Raw genomic sequence first — 17,022 nt, 5'->3', positions numbered from 1 at the left:
CTGACCTTCCGTCAGAATGAAACGTGTTCTACTCTGCCGCGCATGGGCATCGGAATCACACAGGAACAGCGGGCGTTGGCCGAAGCCGTGCGCGGCTGGGTCACGCGGACCGTGCCGCCCGAGGAGGTACGCAAGCTCCTCGACACCCCGCCGCAGACGGGCTCCCGGCCCGCCTACTGGGACGGGCTGCTCGCCTCCGGGCTGCTGGACCCGCACCTGGAGGGCGGCACCCTGCTCGACCTCGCCGTCGCCGTCGAGGAGGCCGCCCGGGCGGCGCTGCCCGGGGCGTACCTGCCGAGCGCGCTGGCCTCCGTACTCCTGGACCGGGCCGGGGCCGAGCCCCTCGCCGGGCGGGTCGGGGCCGTCGCGCTCGGGTCCGGGGACCTGACCGCCGTGGCCGTGGAGGGCGGGTACCTGCTCGACGGAACCGCGCCGCCCGTACTCGGCGCGGGCGAGGCCGACCTCGTCCTGCTCGCCGCCGAAACCGCGCACGGGACCCGCTGGTTCGCCGTCGACTCCGTCGCGCTGGACATCCGCACCCACGACAGCGCCGACCCGACCCGCCCCACCGCCGAGGTCCAGGCCCGCGGGGTCACCGCCGGGCCCGGCCGGCTGCTGGAGCTCGACGCCGCACTCGTACGGGACCTCGCCTGCGTGCTCTTCGCCGCCGACGCCTGCGGCACCGCCGCCTGGGCGCTGCACACCGCCGCCGAGTACGCCAAGGTGCGCGAGCAGTTCGGGCGGCCCATCGGCCAGTTCCAGGGGATCAAGCACCTGTGCGCCGACATGCTGGTGCGCCTGGAGCAGGCGCGGGCACTGGCCTGGGACGCCGCGCAGGCGACGCAGGAGCCCGCCGAAGTGCGCTCGCTCGTCGCCGCGCTGGCCGCCGGAACCGCGCTGGACGCCGCCTACTCCTGCGCCAAGGACTGCATCCAGGTGCTGGGCGGGATCGGCTTCACCTGGGAACACGACGCCCACATCTACCTGCGCCGGGCACTCGTGGCCCGCCAGCTGCTCGGATCCGGGGACGGGCACCGGACCCGGGCCGTGCGGCTCGCCGCGGCCGGAGCGCGGCGCGAGCTGCGCCTGGAACTGCCCGCGCGGGCCGAGAAGCACCGCGCGAAGGCCCGTACCGTCATCGAGGACGCGCGCGGCCTCGACCCGGCCGCCGCCCGCCGGATCCTCGCGCCCACCGGATACGCGGCCCCCTACCTGCCGCCCCCGTACGGACTCGGCGCCGGGCCCGTCGAACAGCTCGTCGTGCAGCAGGAGCTGAAGGCCGCCGGGGTCAAGGTCGCCGACCTCGGGATCGCCACCTGGGTCGTGCCCTCCCTACTGGCCTACGGGACCCCCGAACAGCGGGAGCGCTACTTGCTTCCGACCCTGCGCGGGGACGTCGCCTGGTGCCAGCTCTTCTCCGAACCGGGAGCGGGCTCCGACCTCGCCTCGCTGCGCACCAGGGCGGAGCGGGCAGCTTCCGGCGACGGCTCCTGGGTCATCAACGGCCAGAAGGTGTGGACGAGTTCCGCGCAGAGCGCCGACTACGGGATCCTGCTCGCCCGGACCGACCCGGACGCACCCAAGCACAAGGGCCTCGGCTACTTCATCGTCGACATGAAGACCCCCGGCATCGACATCCGGCCGCTCAAGGAGATCACCGGCGAGGCCCTCTTCAACGAGGTCTACTTCGACGACGTGCCGCTCCCCGCCGACGCGCTGGTCGGGGCCGCAGACGGCGGCTGGAAGGTCGCCCGCAACACCCTCGGCAACGAACGCGTCCACATGGCCGACCAGATGACCTTCGACACCGGCCTGGAGGCGCTGCTCGCACGCTCGGGCGACCTCGACGGCGGGTACCGGGTGCGGATCGGAGCGTTGGCCGCCGAGGCACACGCGTTGGCCTGCATCGGGCTGCGCACCACCCTCCAGCAGGTCTCCGGCCTGGAACCGGGCGCCGGCGCGTCCGTGCGCAAGCTCGTCCAGACCCCGCACCAGCAACGGACCGCCGAGCTCACGCTGGAACTGCTCGGCCCGGCGGGAGCGGTGAGCGAGGCGGTGGGCAAGCGGGCCGTCCACGGAATGCTCATGTCCCGCTGCCTGACCATCGCCGGGGGCACCACGCAGGTCCAGCTCAACGTCGTCGCCGAGCGCATTCTCGGCCTTCCCAGGGACTGACCGAAGGGTTTTCGATCCATATGAAGTCGTACATCGTGGGCGTCGGCATGACGAAATTCGAGAAGCCCGAGTCGCGGGACTGGCAGTACTGGGACATGGCCAAGGAGGCCGGGTCGGCCGCGCTCGCCGACGCGGGCGTGGCCTACGACCTGGTGGAGCAGGTGCCGGTGGGCTACTGCTTCCAGGCCTCCACGGCCGGCCAGCGGGCCGCGTACGAACTGGGCCTGAGCGGGGTGCCCGTCTACAACGTCAACAACAACTGCGCGACCGGCTCCACGGCGCTGATGATGGCGCGCCAGTTCGTGGAGGGCGGCCTGAACGACTGCGTGCTCGCCCTCGGCTTCGAGAAGATGAAGAAGGGCGCCCTGGGCGGCGGTTCGGACGGCGGCGACTTCAAGACCTCGCCGGTGGCCCGGCACTACGGGATCATGGCGGCCGGGCACGGCTTCGAGATGTCCCCGCCGACCGCGCAGATCTTCGGCAACGCGGCCCGCGAGCACATGAAGCTGTACGGGACCACGGCCGCGCAACTGGCGGCGGTCGGCGCGAAGAACCACCGCCACTCGGCGAACAACCCGAACGCGCAGTTCCAGGACGTGTACACGGTCGAGGAGATCCTGGCCGCGAAGACGATCCACGAACCGCTGACCAAGCTCCAGTGCTCACCGACCTCCGACGGCGCGGCCGCCGCGCTCGTGGTCTCGGAACGGTTCGTGGAGCGCCACGGACTCGGGGACAAGGCCGTGGAGATCGTCGCGCAGTCGATGACCACGGACACGGAGGCCTCGTTCTCCTCGGGCACCTGCATCGACGCCGTCGGCAAGCCGATGACGGCGGCCGCCGCCCGCCAGGTGTTCGCCGCCTCGGGCCTGGGCATCGAGGAGGTGGACGTGATCGAGCTCCACGACTGCTTCTCGATCAACGAGCTGCTGACCTACGAGGCGCTGGGCATGTGCGAGGACGGCGCCGCCGGTGCGCTGGTGGAGTCGGGCGCGACCACGTACGGCGGCCGCTGGGTGGTCAACCCCTCAGGCGGGCTCATTTCCAAGGGCCACCCGCTCGGCGCGACGGGCCTGGCCCAGGCGGCGGAACTGGTCTGGCAGCTGCGCGGCCAGGCCGGAGCCCGGCAGGTCGCCGGGGCCAGGGTTGCGCTGGCGCACAACATCGGCCTGGGCGGCGCGGCGGTGGTGACGCTGCTGCGGAAGTAGCCCGCGCGGGCCGGCTGCTGGGGCTCCGCCCCAGACCCCGCGCCTCAAACGCCGGCGGGGCTGGATTTGCCCGGCGGGGCTGGATTTGCCGCTGCGCGGCATGTTTCAGCCCGTCCGGCGTTTGAGGACCGGGTCCGGGCAGAGCCCGGGGAACGGTGGAAGGGTGGGTAGGGGACAGGCCCCGCGCAGCGGTAACGGGTCGCTACGGGCCCAGGGCCGGGTCGATGACCGTCTCGCCCCGGGAGGCCCGGCGGATGGACTCCGCCAGATCCTCGACCGGGCCGTCCCGCAGGACCAGACCCACCGCGCCCGAGGCAAGCACCGCATCCGCCAGCCCCGGATGCGCCGAGCCCGTCAGGACCAGGATCCGGCACTCCGGGTCGTCCGCCAGGAGGTCGGGGACGGAGTCCACGGACTCGGTCAGGGCCACCGCCGGGCGGCCGAGCGCCGAGGCCACCACCTCGATGTCCGGCTGGAGTCCGAGCAGGACCGCCAGCGCCGGGTTCGGCGGTGCCAGAAGCACCCGCAGGGATCGGGCGGGGCGCTGGGCAACAGGCATTTCATCCACCCCGCAAGGGTAGGGGCGGAGCGTCCGATCTTCGGGCAACACGCCTTGGCCGAAGTGAAACTGACGTCTCGTCAGGAGTCTTCCCAACTGCTGGGGCGTGCGTTATACATTCCTTCACCGGGTATCTAGAACGCGTTCTAGGACCTGGTCCCGCATACGACCTCGGTGCGGCCGACGGTGCGGACGGCCGCACCGAGGTCTTCCACTTAGTGGAACGAGAAACAAGGAGCAGCATCCTCATGCCGATCGATGCCGCCAAGGCCCTCGCCGCAGATCCCCGTCAGGGGGAGATCGCCTGGGACCACAAGGACATCCAGCTCTACCACCTCGGACTCGGCGCGGGCACCCGCCCCGACAAGCCCGGCGCGGCCACCGACCCCGACGAGCTGCGCTACACCCTGGAGTCCAAGCTCCACGTACTCCCCAGCTTCGCGACCGTCGCCGGCGCCGGCATGGCCATGATGGGCGGCCTCGCGGCCCCCGGCATCGAGGTCAACCTCGCCCACGTGCTGCACGGCGGCCAGTCCATCGAGCTGCACCGGCCCATCCCCGTCAAGGGGCAGGCCACCTCCTCCGCCAAGGTCGCCGCCCTCTACGACAAGGGCAAGGCCGCCGTGATCGTGCTGCGCACCGAGGTCGCGGACGCCGACGGCCCGCTGTGGACCTCGGACGCGCAGATCTTCGTACGCGGTGAAGGCGGCTTCGGCGGCGACCGCGGACCCTCCGTGAAGACCGAGGTGCCCGAGCGGGCGCCCGACCGGATCGAGGAGCGCAGGATCCGCGAGGAGCAGGCGCTGCTGTACCGCCTCTCCGGCGACTGGAACCCGCTGCACGCGGACCCCGAGTTCGCCAAGATGGCCGGCTTCGACCAGCCGATCCTGCACGGCCTGTGCTCGTACGGGATGACCCTCAAGACCGTGGTCGACACCGTGCTGGACGGGGACGTCTCCCGCGTCCGCGCCTACCGCACGCGCTTCGCCGGGATCGTCTTCCCCGGGGAGACCCTGCGCATCCGGATGTGGCAGGAGCCCGGCCGCGTCCTCGTCTCGGTGAGCGCCGTCGACCGGGAGGACGCCCCGGTCCTCGCCGACACCGTCGTCGAACACGCCTGAACCCCGAACCAAGGCCAGACCCCGCGCCAGACAAGGAGCCGCACCGTGCGCGCAGCACTGCAGAGCGAGATAGGCCAGGACAAGCTCGAGGTCGTCGACGACATGGAGGCCGTGGGCTTCGGCCCCGGCAAGGTCAAGATCCGCATCAAGGCCACCGGCCTGTGCCACTCCGACCTCTCCGCCATGAGCGGCGTCCTGCCGCAGCCCGCCCCCTTCATCCCGGGCCACGAGGGCTCCGGCGTGATCACGGACGTGGGCGACGGGGTCACCAGCCACAAGATCGGTGACCGGGTGCTGGTCTGCTGGCTGCCGCCGTGCGGCCACTGTCCCTCCTGCAAGCGCGGCCAGGGCCACCTGTGCCTGGAGGCCTTCGGCAATGTGGCCACCCCCAACTTCAAGCGGGGCGACAGCAGCATCTTCGGCTTCGCCGGCACCGGCACCTTCGCCGAGGAGATGGTGGTCCCGGCGGGCTGCGCCGTCCCCATCCCCGAGGACGTGCCCTTCGACATCGCCGCCCTGATCGGCTGCGGGGTCACCACCGGACTCGGCGCCGCCATCAACACCGCCAAGGTGGAGGCCGGTTCCTCGGTCGCCGTCATCGGCTGCGGCGGAGTCGGCATCTCCGTCATCCAGGGCGCCAAGGTGCAGGGCGCGGCGCAGATCATCGCCGTCGACCCGGTCGCCTCCCGGCGCGAGGCGGCGCTGCGCTTCGGCGCCACCGAGGCGGTCTCCCCGGAGGAGTTCGCCGACGCCAAGAACCGGATCACCGCGGGCGAGGGCTTCGACTACGTCTTCGAGGTCGTCGGCAAGTCCGCGACCACGAAGACCGCGTACGACATGACCCGCCGCGGCGGCTCCGTCGTCGTGGTCGGCGCGGGCGCCCTCGACGACAACTACTCCATCAACATGTTCTCGCTGTTCTTCGACGAGAAGAAGATCCTGCCGTCCATGTACGGCGGCGGCGACGTCCTGCGCTCCTACGAGCGCACCATCGCGCTGTGGCGGGCCGGCCGGGTGGACCTGGCGGGCCTGATCACGCACCGGGTGCAGCTCGCGGAGATCAACGACGCGCTCGACCAGATGCGTACGGGCGTCGCCCTGCGCACCTGCATCGAACTCTGACCCGAGCCGACCCGAGCCGACGAGCCCACGAGCACCCGGGCTCACCCGAGAGGAACCGTACGGATGTCACTGCCACTTGAGGGACTCTCCGCCATCGTCACCGGGGCCGGTCGCGGCCTCGGCCGGTCGGAGGCGATCGAACTCGCCCGGCTCGGCGCGAGCGTGGTCGTCAACGACTTCGGCCAGCCGGGCCGCGACGGATCCGGGGAGGCCTCGGCCGCCCCGGCGGAGGAGGTCGCCGCGGAGATCCGCGCGGCGGGCGGGCAGGCGGTGGCGCACCTCGGCGACGTGGCCGACTTCGAGCAGGCGCGCGAGCTGGTCGAGCTGGCGGTCGCCAGCTTCGGCAAGCTCGACATCCTGGTCAACAACGCGGGCATCCTGCGTGACCGGATGGTCTTCTCGATGTCGGAGGCCGAGTGGGACTCGGTCATCCGGGTCCACCTCAAGGGCCACTTCAACACCACGCACTTCGCCTCCGTGCACTGGCGCGAGCGCTCCAAGGCGGCGGGCGGCCCCGTCTACGGCCGGATCATCAACACCTCCTCCGAGGCCTTCCTCGGCGGCTCGGCCGGCCAGCCCAACTACGCGGCGGCCAAGGGCGGCATCGTGGGCCTGACCACCTCGACCGCCCTGGCGCTCGGCAAGTACGGGGTCACGGCCAACGCCATCTGCCCGCGCGCCCGTACCCGTATGACCGAGGACGTCTTCGCGGGCTTCCAGGTCCCGGAGGAGGGCAAGCTCGACGCCCTCGCCCCCGAGCACGTCTCCCCGCTCGTCGGGTACCTGGCCTCACCGGCCTCGGCCAAGGCCAACGGGCAGCTGTTCGTGGTCCACGGCGGCATCGTGGTCGTCATGGAACGGCCCAAGGTGGCGGCGAAGTTCGACACCACCAAGGAGTCCTTCTCCTACGAGGAGCTCGACGGGCTCCTCACCCCGCACTACGCATCCCGCCCGGCGAACGAGACGTTCGCCGCGGCGGAGGTCCTCGGCCTCAAGCACGAGGGCTGAGGCGCGGCCACACCGGAACGGGCGGCGGCTCACCCCAGCGGAGCCTGCTGCAGCGGGATCGGCCTGGCGGCCGGGGCCGGGAGCGGCTCCAGCCGGATCGGCGGGGGCGGGGCCACCGGGAGGTTCATCCCGAGGAATCCGCACGGCACTTCGGGGGTCGCGTAGGGCAGGTGCAGTCGGCCCTCCGCGCTCCAGAGCCCCGTACCGCCGAGCCACCCGGCGGGGGCTCCGAGCCTGAAGACGTGCCGGTCGGCGGGGCGCCACAGGGCCAGCCCGGCCACGTTCCCGCCGTAGCCGTCGCCCGCTTCGTCGACCCGCAGCGCGACCCCGCAGCTCTCCGGCATCAGCGCCTGCCCCGGCTGCACCGCGAACGGGGTCGCCGTGGCCCCCACGGCCCGCAGGCACTCCGGGAACCGCACCGGGCGGGCGCTGCCCAGGACCCCCCACCCGAGCCGGAGTTCACCCGGAGCGTCCGAGCGGATCAGCAGCAGCCCGCTGTCGGGATCGGCCAGCAGCAGCCGGTCGTTGCTGGACTCGGTGATCTGGAGCAGCGGGGACACCTCGCCGCCCCGCCCCAGATCGACCGCCACCGCCTTGGTCACGGGCCCCTCGGGGCCGTCCAGTTCGCGGTCCAGTGCCAGCAGCCGGCCGGTCCGGTCCAGCCAGACCCCGCCGGAGCAGCGCCCCGGGATCCGGGCCACCCGCTCCGGCCCGAAGGGGGTCCCGGCCACCTGCCAGACCGTGGTCGCGGTGGCGCCGACGGCCAGGGCGAAGGCCCCGTGTCCGTCCGGGGACGGCGGCAGCAGGAGGACCCGTACGCCCTCCGGGCCGCCCTGCGCGTCCTCCGGCGCGATCGCGCCGAGCTGGAGCTCCCCGGTCCGGGGGCCGGTCCCGGCGTCGTCGCCGAAGCCGCCGCCCGTGGGGTAGAGCAGCGCGAAGGCGTGCCGCTCCGCCACCCGCCGGTGGATCAGCACCCGCCCGTCGGCCAGCGGCAGCACCTCGCTGTCCGCGTCCTCGGGCTGCGCGAGCGGCAGCGGCACCGCGTACGGCTCGGGCCCGGTCAGCGTCCACCGCTCCGGATACCGGGCCTCGCCGTCCCCGGCGAGCCGGGCGGCGTAGGACCCGTCCGCGGCGATGGTGAACGGGACCGCGGTCGTCTTCTCGATGGCACAGACGGACATCTGCGGCTCACCTCCGCCGCAGAACGTAGTGATCGCGCTTCCCCTCGGACAACGCGACTACCCCCGCTTCACACATACGGGTGGCGGGGTGGTGATTCAGCTGTGGGAGAGGTGGCGATTGTGCTGTGCGATACCGGGGCGTTTAGGGTGAGGGCGTAGTTAGGCATACCTAACCTACTTTTCGGTCTTTGTCCCTCCCCACCCTCAGGAGAGCTCCCATGTCCCCCCGACGCCGCACGCCCCGTGGCTCCGTCGCCGCCGTCGCCCTCGCCGCCGCCGCGGCCCTCGCCCTCACCGCCTGCGGAGGCGGCCAGGACGGCAAGGGCGACAAGGCGGGCAAGGAGTCCGCGGCCGGAGGCGGCAGCGAGAAGAAGGCCGCGGCCCAGGGCGGCAAGGACTTCTCCGAGGCGGCGAAGAAGACGGCGGCCTTCGGGACCACCGCGGCGGCGGGCCAGTTCCCGCGCACCGTCACCCACGCCATGGGCTCCACCGAGCTGAAGGCCGCACCCCAGCGGGTCGTCGTCCTCGACGTCGGCGAGCTGGACAACGTCGTCTCCCTCGGAATTCAGCCCGTCGGCTACGCGCCCACCGAGGGCGACGAGGGCATCCCCGGCTACCTGAAGAAGGACGCCGGCGAGCCCAAGTCCGTCGGCACCATCAACAACCTCAACCTCGAAGCGATCAACGCCCTCAAGCCCGACCTGATCCTCGGCAGCCAGCTCCGCTCCGCGGACAAGTACGACGCCCTCTCGAAGATCGCCCCGACCGTCTTCTCCATCCGCCCCGGCTTCCCGTGGAAGGAGAACTACCTCCTCAACGCCGCAGCCCTCGACAAGAGCGCCGAAGCCGAGGCCAAGCTCGGGGCCTACGAGGCCAAGGCGAAGAAGCTCGGAGAGGACCTCGGCGAGAAGAAGCCCACCGTCACCATGCTGCGCTACATGCCGGGCAAGACCCGCCTGTACGCGGGAGCCTCCTTCATCGGCACGATCCTGAAGGACTCCGGCATCCCGCGCCCGCAGAACCAGCAGGTCGAAGACCTCGCCGTAGAGATAAGCCCGGAGCGCATGGACGAGGCCGCGGCCGACTGGATCTTCACCGGGGTCTACGGGCCCAAGGACAGGACCAAGCGCGACTCCGCCGAGGACAACCCGCTGTGGAAGGGCCTGGAGGCCGTGAAGAAGGGCCGGGCCAAGGACGTCCCGGACGAGACCTGGTACCTGGGCCTCGGCGTGACCGCCGCCGACAAGGTCCTCGACGACCTGCGCACGTCCTTGATCAAGTAGGCGCCCCGGGGAGGCAACGGGCCGGTACGGGCGGCGTACGGGCACGGGCCGGGCACCGGCCGGAGGGTGGATCGGAGCATCGGGCCGGTCGCCACGGACGGTAGCCTTGGCCTGTGCCCCGTCTCTCTGAAGTCATCGCCGCGCTGGACGCCCTCTGGCCCCCCTCCAGGGCCGAGCAGTGGGACGCCGTCGGCACCGTCTGCGGCGACCCCGACGCCGAGGTCACCCGGGTGCTGTTCGCCGTCGATCCCGTCCAGGAGATCGTCGACGAAGCCGTGAAGATCGGTGCCGACCTGGTCGTCACCCACCACCCCCTCTACCTGCGCGGCACCACCACCGTCGAGGCCGGCACCTTCAAGGGCCGCGTCGTGCACACGCTGATCAAGAACGACATCGCGCTGCACGTGGCCCACACCAACGCCGACACCGCCGACCCCGGCGTCTCCGACGCCCTCGCCGGCGCCCTCGACCTGCGCATCACCGGCCCGCTCGTCCCCGACCCGAGCGACCCCACGGGCCGCCGGGGCCTGGGCCGGATCTGCGAGCTGGACCGCCCCGAGACCCTGCGTGAGTTCGCCGCCCGCGCCGCCGCCCGCCTCCCGCAGACCGCGCAGGGCATCCGCGTGGCCGGGGACCCGGACGCGACGATCCGTACCGTCGCCGTCAGCGGCGGCTCCGGAGACAGCCTCTTCGCGCAGGTCAGGGCCGCAGGGGTGGACGCCTACCTCACCGCCGACCTGCGCCACCACCCGGTGTCCGAGGCCCGCGAGCAGTCCCCGCTCGCCCTCGTCGACGCCGCCCACTGGGCCACCGAATGGCCCTGGTGCGAGCAGGCCGCCGCGCAGCTCGACGCCATCTCCGAGCGCCACGGCTGGGGTCTGCGTACCCACGTCTCGCGCACGGTCACCGACCCGTGGACGGCGCACGCGCCGTCCGTGACACCCACCTCTATCTCTGGAGCCCCCAACTGAACGCCGAGCCCGCCGACCAGATCCGACTTCTCGACGTCCAGGCCCTGGACGTCCGGCTGTCTCAGCTCGCCCACAAGCGCAAGTCTCTCCCGGAGCACGCCGAGGTCGACACGCTGACCAAGGACCTCACGCAGACGCGCGACCTCCTCGTCGCCGCCCAGACCCAGTCCAGCGACGCCGCCCGTGAGCAGACCAAGTCCGAGCAGGACGTGGAGCAGGTGCGCCAGCGCGCCGCCCGCGACCAGGCCCGCCTCGACTCCGGTGCGGGCATCTCGGCCCGGGACCTGGCCAACCTGCAGAGCGAGGTCGTCTCCCTCGCCAAGCGCCAGGGCGACCTGGAGGACGTGGTCCTGGAGGTCATGGAGCGGGTCGAGGGCGCGCAGGCGCGGGTCACCGAGCTCACCGACCGGGTCACCTCCCTGGAGGCCGAGCTGACCGACGCCACCGCGCGCCGCGACGCCGCCACCGGCGAGATCGACGCCGAGACCACCGGCATCGACAAGGACCGCGCCGTCATCGTCTCCACGATGCCGGCCGCGCTGATCGCCCTGTACGAGAAGATCCGCGTCAAGCAGGGCGGCGTGGGCGCCGCCCGCCTGTCGCAGCGCCGCTGCGAGGGCTGCCGCCTGGAGCTCGACCTCGCCGAGGTCAACGAGATCAAGGCCGCCGCCCGCGACGAGGTCGTCCGCCACGAGAGCTGCGGCCGCATCCTGGTCCGCATGGCCGACGCGGGCATCTGATGCCGAAGTTCGTCGTGGAGGCGGACGGCGGCTCCCGGGGCAACCCGGGGCCCGCCGGTTACGGCTCCGTCGTCCTCGACCCGGCCACGGGCGAGACGCTGGCCGAGCGCGCGGAGTACATCGGCGTCGCGACGAACAACGTGGCCGAGTACAAGGGGCTCATCGCCGGGCTGAAGGCCGCCCGCGAACTGGCCCCGGACGCGCAGGTCCTCGTACGCATGGACTCCAAGCTCGTCGTCGAGCAGATGTCGGGCCGCTGGAAGATCAAGCACCCCGACATGAAGCCGCTCGCGGCCGAGGCGGCGAAGATCCTGCCGCGCGCGCAGGTGACGTACGAATGGATCCCGCGCGAGCAGAACAAGCACGCGGACCGGCTCGCCAACGAGGCGATGGACGCGGGCAAGCGCGGCCGGCAGTGGGAGCCGTCGGCCTCTTCGGCGGCCCTGGACGCCTCGGCGGCGCGCGCCCTGGCGGCCGCCCCGCAGGGCCCTCCGGGAGACGCGGCGAAGGGCGCTGCGGCCGTCCGCGCCGCCCTCGCTTCCTCATCCCGTACGTCGACCGCCGCGCCGGTGTCCGCGGAGGCAGGGGCGGACACCCTGTTCGCGGAGCCCGGCGCCACCGCGGCGGACCACGCCCCGGCCCCGGCGTCGGGGCCGGTCCAGGCCTCGTCGGCCGCGCCGGGCTGGGGGCCCGACATGGGGGCCCCGGCGACGTTCGTGCTGCTGCGCCACGGCGAGACCGCCCTGACTCCGCAGAAGCGGTTCTCCGGCAGCGGCGGCAGTGACCCGGAGCTCTCCGAGGCGGGCCGCCGGCAGGCTGCCGCAGTCGCCGAGTCGCTGGCGGTACGGGGCACCATCCAGACGGTGATCAGCTCCCCGCTGCGCCGCTGCCGGGAGACCGCGCAGACCGTGGCGGACCGCCTCGGCCTGGAAGTCACCGTCGAGGAGGGGCTGCGCGAGGTCGACTTCGGCGCGTGGGAGGGGCTCACCTTCGCGGAGGCCCAGGAACGCTTCCCCGAAGACCTCCAGGCATGGCTGGACTCCCCGAAGGCCGCTCCGACGGGCGGCGGCGAGAGCTTCGCCTCCGCCACCCGGCGGATCTCGGCGACCCGGGACCGGCTGCTGGCCGCGCACGCGGGCCGCACGGTCCTCCTCGTCTCCCACGTGACCCCGGTCAAGATCCTGGTCCGCCTGGCCCTCGGCGCCCCGCCGGAGGCCCTGTTCCGCATGGAACTCTCGGCCGCCTCCCTCTCGGCGGTGGCCTACTACGCCGACGGCAACGCCTCGGTCCGCCTCCTGAACGACACCTCGCACCTGAGGTAGCCGACGGGATCCGGCTGCACGCCGAGGCCTCCTGCCCGTGACGGGCAGGAGGCCTCGCCGTTCCGGCCGAAGGTCCTGCATGCTGGTCGTGGTCACGCAGGACGTGTGACAGGAGGAAGGGCCGCTCGTGCCGCCGTACCCGTCCGGCTTCCGGTAGCACCCCAGGAAGGCCCTGGGTGCGACTGGAGGTTCTCCGTGTCCCGCACCGCCCACCACATTCCCGCCCACCGCACCCCGTTCGCCGCGAAGCGGCGCGAGGAGTGCCAGCCGCCCGGTTGGCGTCATCCCACCGGACCCTGGCGTCGAGTGGACCTGCGCAGCCTGCGGTACTCCGCCGCCGAGCTCCGTGCCGCGGCGAAGGAAGGCCGACGTCCGCGGCCGAGGGAAGTCCGGCGCGCCTTCGACAGCTGGCGGTACTGCTGCGCCTTCGCGGGATCCCTGTCCGAGGCTGCCGACTTCGCGGAGCGCGCCGCCCGCGCGCGGGCCCGTACGGCCTGCCGTGCCGCACTCCACGACGCCGGGACGGTCATCGAGCCCTACCGCCCCCGCTACCAGGCCCACTGGGAGGCCTGACCACTGGTACGGCGAAGCCCCCGCCCCGAATTCACGGGCAAGCGGGGGCTGTTCGCCGACAGACGAGCCGGCCTGTACGCCGGGTTCTGTCTCCCGGAGACCTCGCGGTCGCCGGGGAGACGGCCATCCATCTAGGACCGGCGTTGCCGCCGGCCTCGTGCGGTCTACCCGCGAACATCGGGCGGGCAGCCCTCAAACGTCCGCGCAGGACCCGCCGTCCGAAAACGGCCGGCCCTTCTTGACCTTGCTCCAGGTGGGGTTTACCTAGCCGCCTGAGTCACCTCAGGCGCTGGTGGTCTCTTACACCACCGTTTCACCCTTACCGGGGGCCGAAGCCCCAGGCGGTCTGTTTTCTGTGGCACTGTCCCGCGGGTCACCCCGGGTGGCCGTTAGCCACCACCCTGCCCTGTGGAGCCCGGACGTTCCTCGGCGGGATCCTGGGATCCCGACGCGGCCGTCCAGCCGACTCGTCTGTCGTGCCGACCATGCTACCGGCTGCGAAGTTGCGGCTTGACCTTGACGCAGCGGCAGGGTTTCTACTTGGCCGCATGCGGATCGGAGAGATCGCCGCGCTCGTCGGTGTCACCACCCAGGCGATCCGGCACTACCACCACGTCGGCCTGCTCCCGGAGCCGGAGCGCCGGCCCAACGGCTACCGCTCCTACAGCGTGCGCGACGCCGTCCGGCTGGCGCGCGTCCGGCGGCTCACCGAGCTCGGGCTGAGCCTCGACGAGGTGCGCGACGTGCTCGCGCAGGACGCGGGGCGCGAGCTGGCCGAGGTGCTGGAGGAGCTCGACGCCGACCTCGCCCGGCAGGAGGCCGAGCTGGCCGGGCGCAGGCGGCGCCTCGCCGTGCTCCTCGCCGCCCCGCCGGGGGAGGCCGACCTGCACGGCGCGCTCTCGCCCGCGCTCGCCGAACTGCTCGCCTAGGCGCACGCGACCACCTCGCCGTCCGCCGCGCTCGACCGCGAGCACCTGATCCCGTGGCCGGCCGTCCACCGCGTGGTGCTCGTGCTCGACGTGTACGGGGTGCTGGCGGTGCTGGGGCTGCACGCAGCCTGCGTCACCCGCCCGCACGTGGTCGGCCCCGACGGGAGCCTGCGCATCCGCTACGGGGCCCTGTTCGCTGGTCGCGGCCATGACCGCAGCCGGCGCACCGCGGCAGCCCACACCCCCGTGACGGGCTGCCGCGATGCCGTTCCGGTCCGCCGAGCGTGGCAAGCCCGTGTGCCCCTGTCTTGTCAAAAACGGCACGCGGCGCAGGTCTTCAGCCCGACAGCATCACGCTGGTCACCCGGCCCGGCATCCGGTCCAGCGCCGAGCCCGGCGCCAGCCCGCCGCGCAGCCGTACGAACTGCGACGGGGGCAGCCCCGTCATCGCCTTCACCTCGCGGCTCAGGTGCGCCTGGTCGTGGTAGCCGCAGGCCGCCGCCACGTGCGCGGCCGCCGTCCCCGCCGCCAGCAGCCGTAGCGCGTGCTGGAGCCGGAACACCCGGGCCACCGCCTTGGGGGAGAGGCCGACCTGCTCGCGGAACCGGGCCCGCAGGGTGCGGGCGCTCCACCCGGTCTCGGCGGTGACCCGGGTCAGCGGCGCGCTGCCCGCCCACAGCCTGGCCAGCGCCCCGCGCACTTCCGGGGCGCTCGGCGGGCCGTGCTCCAGGCGGGCGCAGAAGACCTCGTCGAGCAGGGCGAACCGGTCCGCCCAGGAGCCGAGCGACTGGAGCCGCTCGGTCAGGTGGCGGCCCGGCGGGCCCAGTACCTCCTCCAGGTCCACGTGGGCGTCCTCGAAGTGCCACATCGGGACGCCGAACAGCCGGTAGGCGCCCATCGGGGCCATGTTCACCTCCAGCCCGCTGACGCGGCCCGCGTGCACCCCGATCGCCGGGACCGTGCGCGGGCCGCTGACCATGGCCCGGGAAGCGGGCCGCAGCCGGGCCGCGCCGAGGTCCTCCGTACGGGTCACCCACAGGCCCTCGGAGAAGGTGAAGACCAGCGTCACGTACCCGGTGGGCAGCTCCAGTCGATGCCGCGGAGCCGCGAACTCGGTCTGGAATCCGGTGTAGTTGACGATGAGCCCGTGCAGTGCGGCGGCAGGACGGCAGCGGCGGGCCGAGCGGCTGCCCGAGGCGGCAGCGGCTCTCCCCTGCATGTCGAAGACGTCGACGGCCCCCATGCCCGGGACCTCCCCCTGCTGTTGCGCGGTCGGCCGATGATGGCAGCCTCCGGGGCGGGTGGCCAGGGGAGTCCGGGTGGTGGCATGCGGAGCCGGTCAGGCCGGGGCGAACAGGATCTTCGAGGTTCCCGGGTCCGCCTGCGTCAGACGGACCCTGATCCGGTCGCCCAGGGGCAGCGTCCCGGACGTGGCTTGGACCCGGCCGATCACCGCCGGCTCCTCCAGGTGGACCGTGCCGACCAGCGGCTCCCCCTCCTTGAGGTCGATGACCGTCGCGTCGAAGACCTCTCCGACGTGGTCCTTGAGCAGCGCCGCCTCCACCAGGTCCACGGATTCCCGCTCGGCGGAGTTCGCCAGCCGGGTGCCGTCCGCCATCTCCTTCGGCAGGTCCGCCAGCGCGGACACCGCCCACTGCGGGGGCTCGGCCCCCGCGACCGCCGCCACGCACAGCTCGCCCGCGTACCGGTCGACGAGGCGGCGCAGCGGGGCGGTGCAGTGGGTGTACGGGGCCGCGACCGCCGCGTGCAGGAGGGGATCCGGGGTCTCGCCGCCGGTGAAGACGGTGTAGCCGGCGCCGCGCAGCAGCGAGGTGCACTCCTGGAGGAACGCCGCGTGGGCCGGGCGGTGCGGGTCGAGGGAGCGCACGAGCTCCGCGTACGGGACGTGGTGCGGCCAGTCGATGCGCAGCGCCTTGGCGGCCCGGCGCAGTCGCCCGACCGCCCCGTCGGGGGCGCTGGGCAGGGTCCGCAGGATGCCCGTCCCGGCGGCGAGCATCAGCTCGGCGGCGGCCATGCCGGTCATCAGGGAGATCTGGGCGTTCCAGCCGTCGGCGGGGAGCGGAGCCCGGTAGGCCAGGCTGTACGAGCCCTCGTGCTCGACGATCTCCTGCTCGGGCACGTTCAGCGAGATCCCGCCGCGCTCGGCCTCCAGGGCTTCGCGGAGGTTCCCGATGTCCTTGAGCAGGGCCACGGCCTCCTCGGCGCTGCCGGTGTCGATGGCCTTCTGGACCCCGTCGTAGTCCAGTTTGGCCCGGCTGCGCACGAGCGCGCGGCGGACGTCGGTGGTCTCCACCCGCCCCTCGGCGTCCAGGTCGAGCCGCCACAGCAGGGCCGGGCAGGTCTGGTCGGGCAGCAGGCTGGCCGCGCCCTCCGAGAGCACGGCCGGGTGCAGCGGGACCTTCGCGTCGGGGAAGTAGAGGGTGGTGACCCTGCGGTGGGCCTCGGCGTCCAGGGCGCCGCCGGGGGTGACGTATGCGGCGACGTCGGCGATGGCGTAGTGCACGCGGTAGCCGCCGGAGGGGCGCCGGGCCAGGTGCATCGCCTGGTCGAGGTCGCGCGAGGTCGGCGGATCGATGGTGAAGAGGGGGAGGTCGGTGGCGTCGAAGTCGGGCAGGCGTGGTGCGCGCACCGCCTGTTCGGCCTCGGCGAGCACGGCCGCCGGGAACTCCTGGGGCACCTCCAGCTTCGTCCGCAGTTCACGCAGCGCGGCCCGCAGGGCGACCCCGTCTGCGCCGGTCATGATCATGTGACGGCGTGGCATGCACCGAGCCTATGGCCGGTGGGCCGGGGCGGCGCGGCGAGCCGTTTA

Annotated in this window: 14 protein-coding genes, 1 other RNA gene and 1 pseudogene; 11 read left to right on the top strand and 5 right to left on the bottom strand. The window is 72.9% G+C overall.

Annotated elements, in window-relative coordinates:
* The first annotated feature begins 42 nt into the window (after positions 1–42).
* The gene (locus OG490_RS11470; RefSeq protein WP_330296180.1) at positions 43–2,175 is read left to right on the top strand and encodes an acyl-CoA dehydrogenase; all 2,133 of its coding nucleotides are present in this window, start codon (positions 43–45) and stop codon (positions 2,173–2,175) included.
* A 20-nt stretch (positions 2,176–2,195) separates the two neighbouring features.
* Positions 2,196–3,383, top strand: a complete 1,188-nt coding sequence (locus OG490_RS11465; protein ID WP_330296179.1) for a lipid-transfer protein — start codon at positions 2,196–2,198, stop codon at positions 3,381–3,383.
* Positions 3,384–3,585: 202 nt separating this feature from the next.
* Here the strand turns inward: OG490_RS11465 and OG490_RS11460 are convergent, their stop codons facing one another.
* On the bottom strand, positions 3,586–3,942 hold the full coding sequence (locus tag OG490_RS11460; protein WP_330300886.1) for a DNA-binding response regulator: 357 nt from the start codon (positions 3,940–3,942) through the stop codon (positions 3,586–3,588).
* Between the two features lie 248 nt (positions 3,943–4,190).
* Between OG490_RS11460 and OG490_RS11455 the strand changes: the two genes are divergently transcribed.
* The 3 genes from OG490_RS11455 to OG490_RS11445 all read left to right on the top strand — a co-directional run bounded on the left by OG490_RS11455 (position 4,191) and on the right by OG490_RS11445 (position 7,193).
* The gene (locus OG490_RS11455) at positions 4,191–5,063 is read left to right on the top strand and encodes a MaoC/PaaZ C-terminal domain-containing protein (RefSeq protein WP_330296178.1); all 873 of its coding nucleotides are present in this window, start codon (positions 4,191–4,193) and stop codon (positions 5,061–5,063) included.
* 45 nt (positions 5,064–5,108) lie between these two features.
* Positions 5,109–6,185 (top strand): Zn-dependent alcohol dehydrogenase, encoded by a 1,077-nt coding sequence (locus tag OG490_RS11450; RefSeq protein WP_330296177.1) that lies wholly within the window; start codon positions 5,109–5,111, stop codon positions 6,183–6,185.
* A 63-nt stretch (positions 6,186–6,248) separates the two neighbouring features.
* A complete protein-coding gene (locus OG490_RS11445) occupies positions 6,249–7,193 on the top strand; it encodes a 3-oxoacyl-ACP reductase (protein ID WP_330296176.1) in 945 nt (314 codons plus the stop codon).
* Positions 7,194–7,222: 29 nt separating this feature from the next.
* Here OG490_RS11445 and OG490_RS11440 read toward each other — a convergent pair whose 3' ends face one another.
* Positions 7,223–8,374 carry a hypothetical protein gene (locus tag OG490_RS11440; RefSeq protein WP_330296175.1) on the bottom strand — a complete coding sequence of 384 codons (1,152 nt, stop codon included), beginning with the start codon at positions 8,372–8,374 and terminating at the stop codon, positions 7,223–7,225.
* A 218-nt stretch (positions 8,375–8,592) separates the two neighbouring features.
* On the opposite strand from OG490_RS11440, the gene OG490_RS11435 reads away from it, so the two are divergent.
* The 5 genes from OG490_RS11435 (at position 8,593) to OG490_RS11415 (ending at position 13,263) form a co-directional block, all read left to right on the top strand.
* Positions 8,593–9,657: an ABC transporter substrate-binding protein gene (locus OG490_RS11435; RefSeq protein WP_330296174.1), complete on the top strand. Its 1,065-nt coding sequence runs from the start codon at positions 8,593–8,595 to the stop codon at positions 9,655–9,657.
* A 113-nt stretch (positions 9,658–9,770) separates the two neighbouring features.
* Complete coding sequence (locus tag OG490_RS11430; protein ID WP_330296173.1) at positions 9,771–10,628, top strand: Nif3-like dinuclear metal center hexameric protein; 858 nt, start codon at positions 9,771–9,773, stop codon at positions 10,626–10,628.
* The gene (locus tag OG490_RS11425; protein WP_330300885.1) at positions 10,625–11,368 is read left to right on the top strand and encodes a zinc ribbon domain-containing protein; all 744 of its coding nucleotides are present in this window, start codon (positions 10,625–10,627) and stop codon (positions 11,366–11,368) included. The genes OG490_RS11430 and OG490_RS11425 overlap by 4 nt, the downstream gene beginning before the upstream one ends.
* Positions 11,368–12,690 carry a bifunctional RNase H/acid phosphatase gene (locus OG490_RS11420; RefSeq protein ID WP_330296172.1) on the top strand — a complete coding sequence of 441 codons (1,323 nt, stop codon included), beginning with the start codon at positions 11,368–11,370 and terminating at the stop codon, positions 12,688–12,690. Before OG490_RS11425 ends, OG490_RS11420 begins: the two co-directional genes overlap by 1 nt.
* Positions 12,691–12,885: 195 nt before the next feature.
* Positions 12,886–13,263 (top strand): hypothetical protein, encoded by a 378-nt coding sequence (locus OG490_RS11415; RefSeq protein ID WP_330296171.1) that lies wholly within the window; start codon positions 12,886–12,888, stop codon positions 13,261–13,263.
* A gap of 59 nt (positions 13,264–13,322) precedes the next feature.
* Here the strand turns inward: OG490_RS11415 and rnpB are convergent.
* An RNA gene (gene rnpB / locus OG490_RS11410) (RNase P RNA component class A) lies at positions 13,323–13,733 on the bottom strand.
* Between the two features lie 78 nt (positions 13,734–13,811).
* On the opposite strand from rnpB, the pseudogene OG490_RS11405 reads away from it, so the two are divergent.
* Positions 13,812–14,189: pseudogene (locus OG490_RS11405) on the top strand (MerR family transcriptional regulator); the annotation flags it as partial.
* A gap of 340 nt (positions 14,190–14,529) precedes the next feature.
* On the opposite strand, the gene OG490_RS11400 reads toward OG490_RS11405, so the two are convergent.
* Positions 14,530–15,435 carry a helix-turn-helix domain-containing protein gene (locus OG490_RS11400; RefSeq protein ID WP_330296170.1) on the bottom strand — a complete coding sequence of 302 codons (906 nt, stop codon included), beginning with the start codon at positions 15,433–15,435 and terminating at the stop codon, positions 14,530–14,532.
* A gap of 96 nt (positions 15,436–15,531) precedes the next feature.
* Complete coding sequence (locus OG490_RS11395; protein WP_330296169.1) at positions 15,532–16,974, bottom strand: RNB domain-containing ribonuclease; 1,443 nt, start codon at positions 16,972–16,974, stop codon at positions 15,532–15,534.
* Positions 16,975–17,022 lie beyond the last annotated feature (48 nt).

It is taken from the genome of Streptomyces sp. NBC_00503, from assembly GCF_036346895.1.
GTDB lineage: Bacteria > Actinomycetota > Actinomycetes > Streptomycetales > Streptomycetaceae > Streptomyces.
Note: the sequence above shows the minus strand (reverse complement) of the source record. Positions and strands in the feature narration are given on the sequence as shown.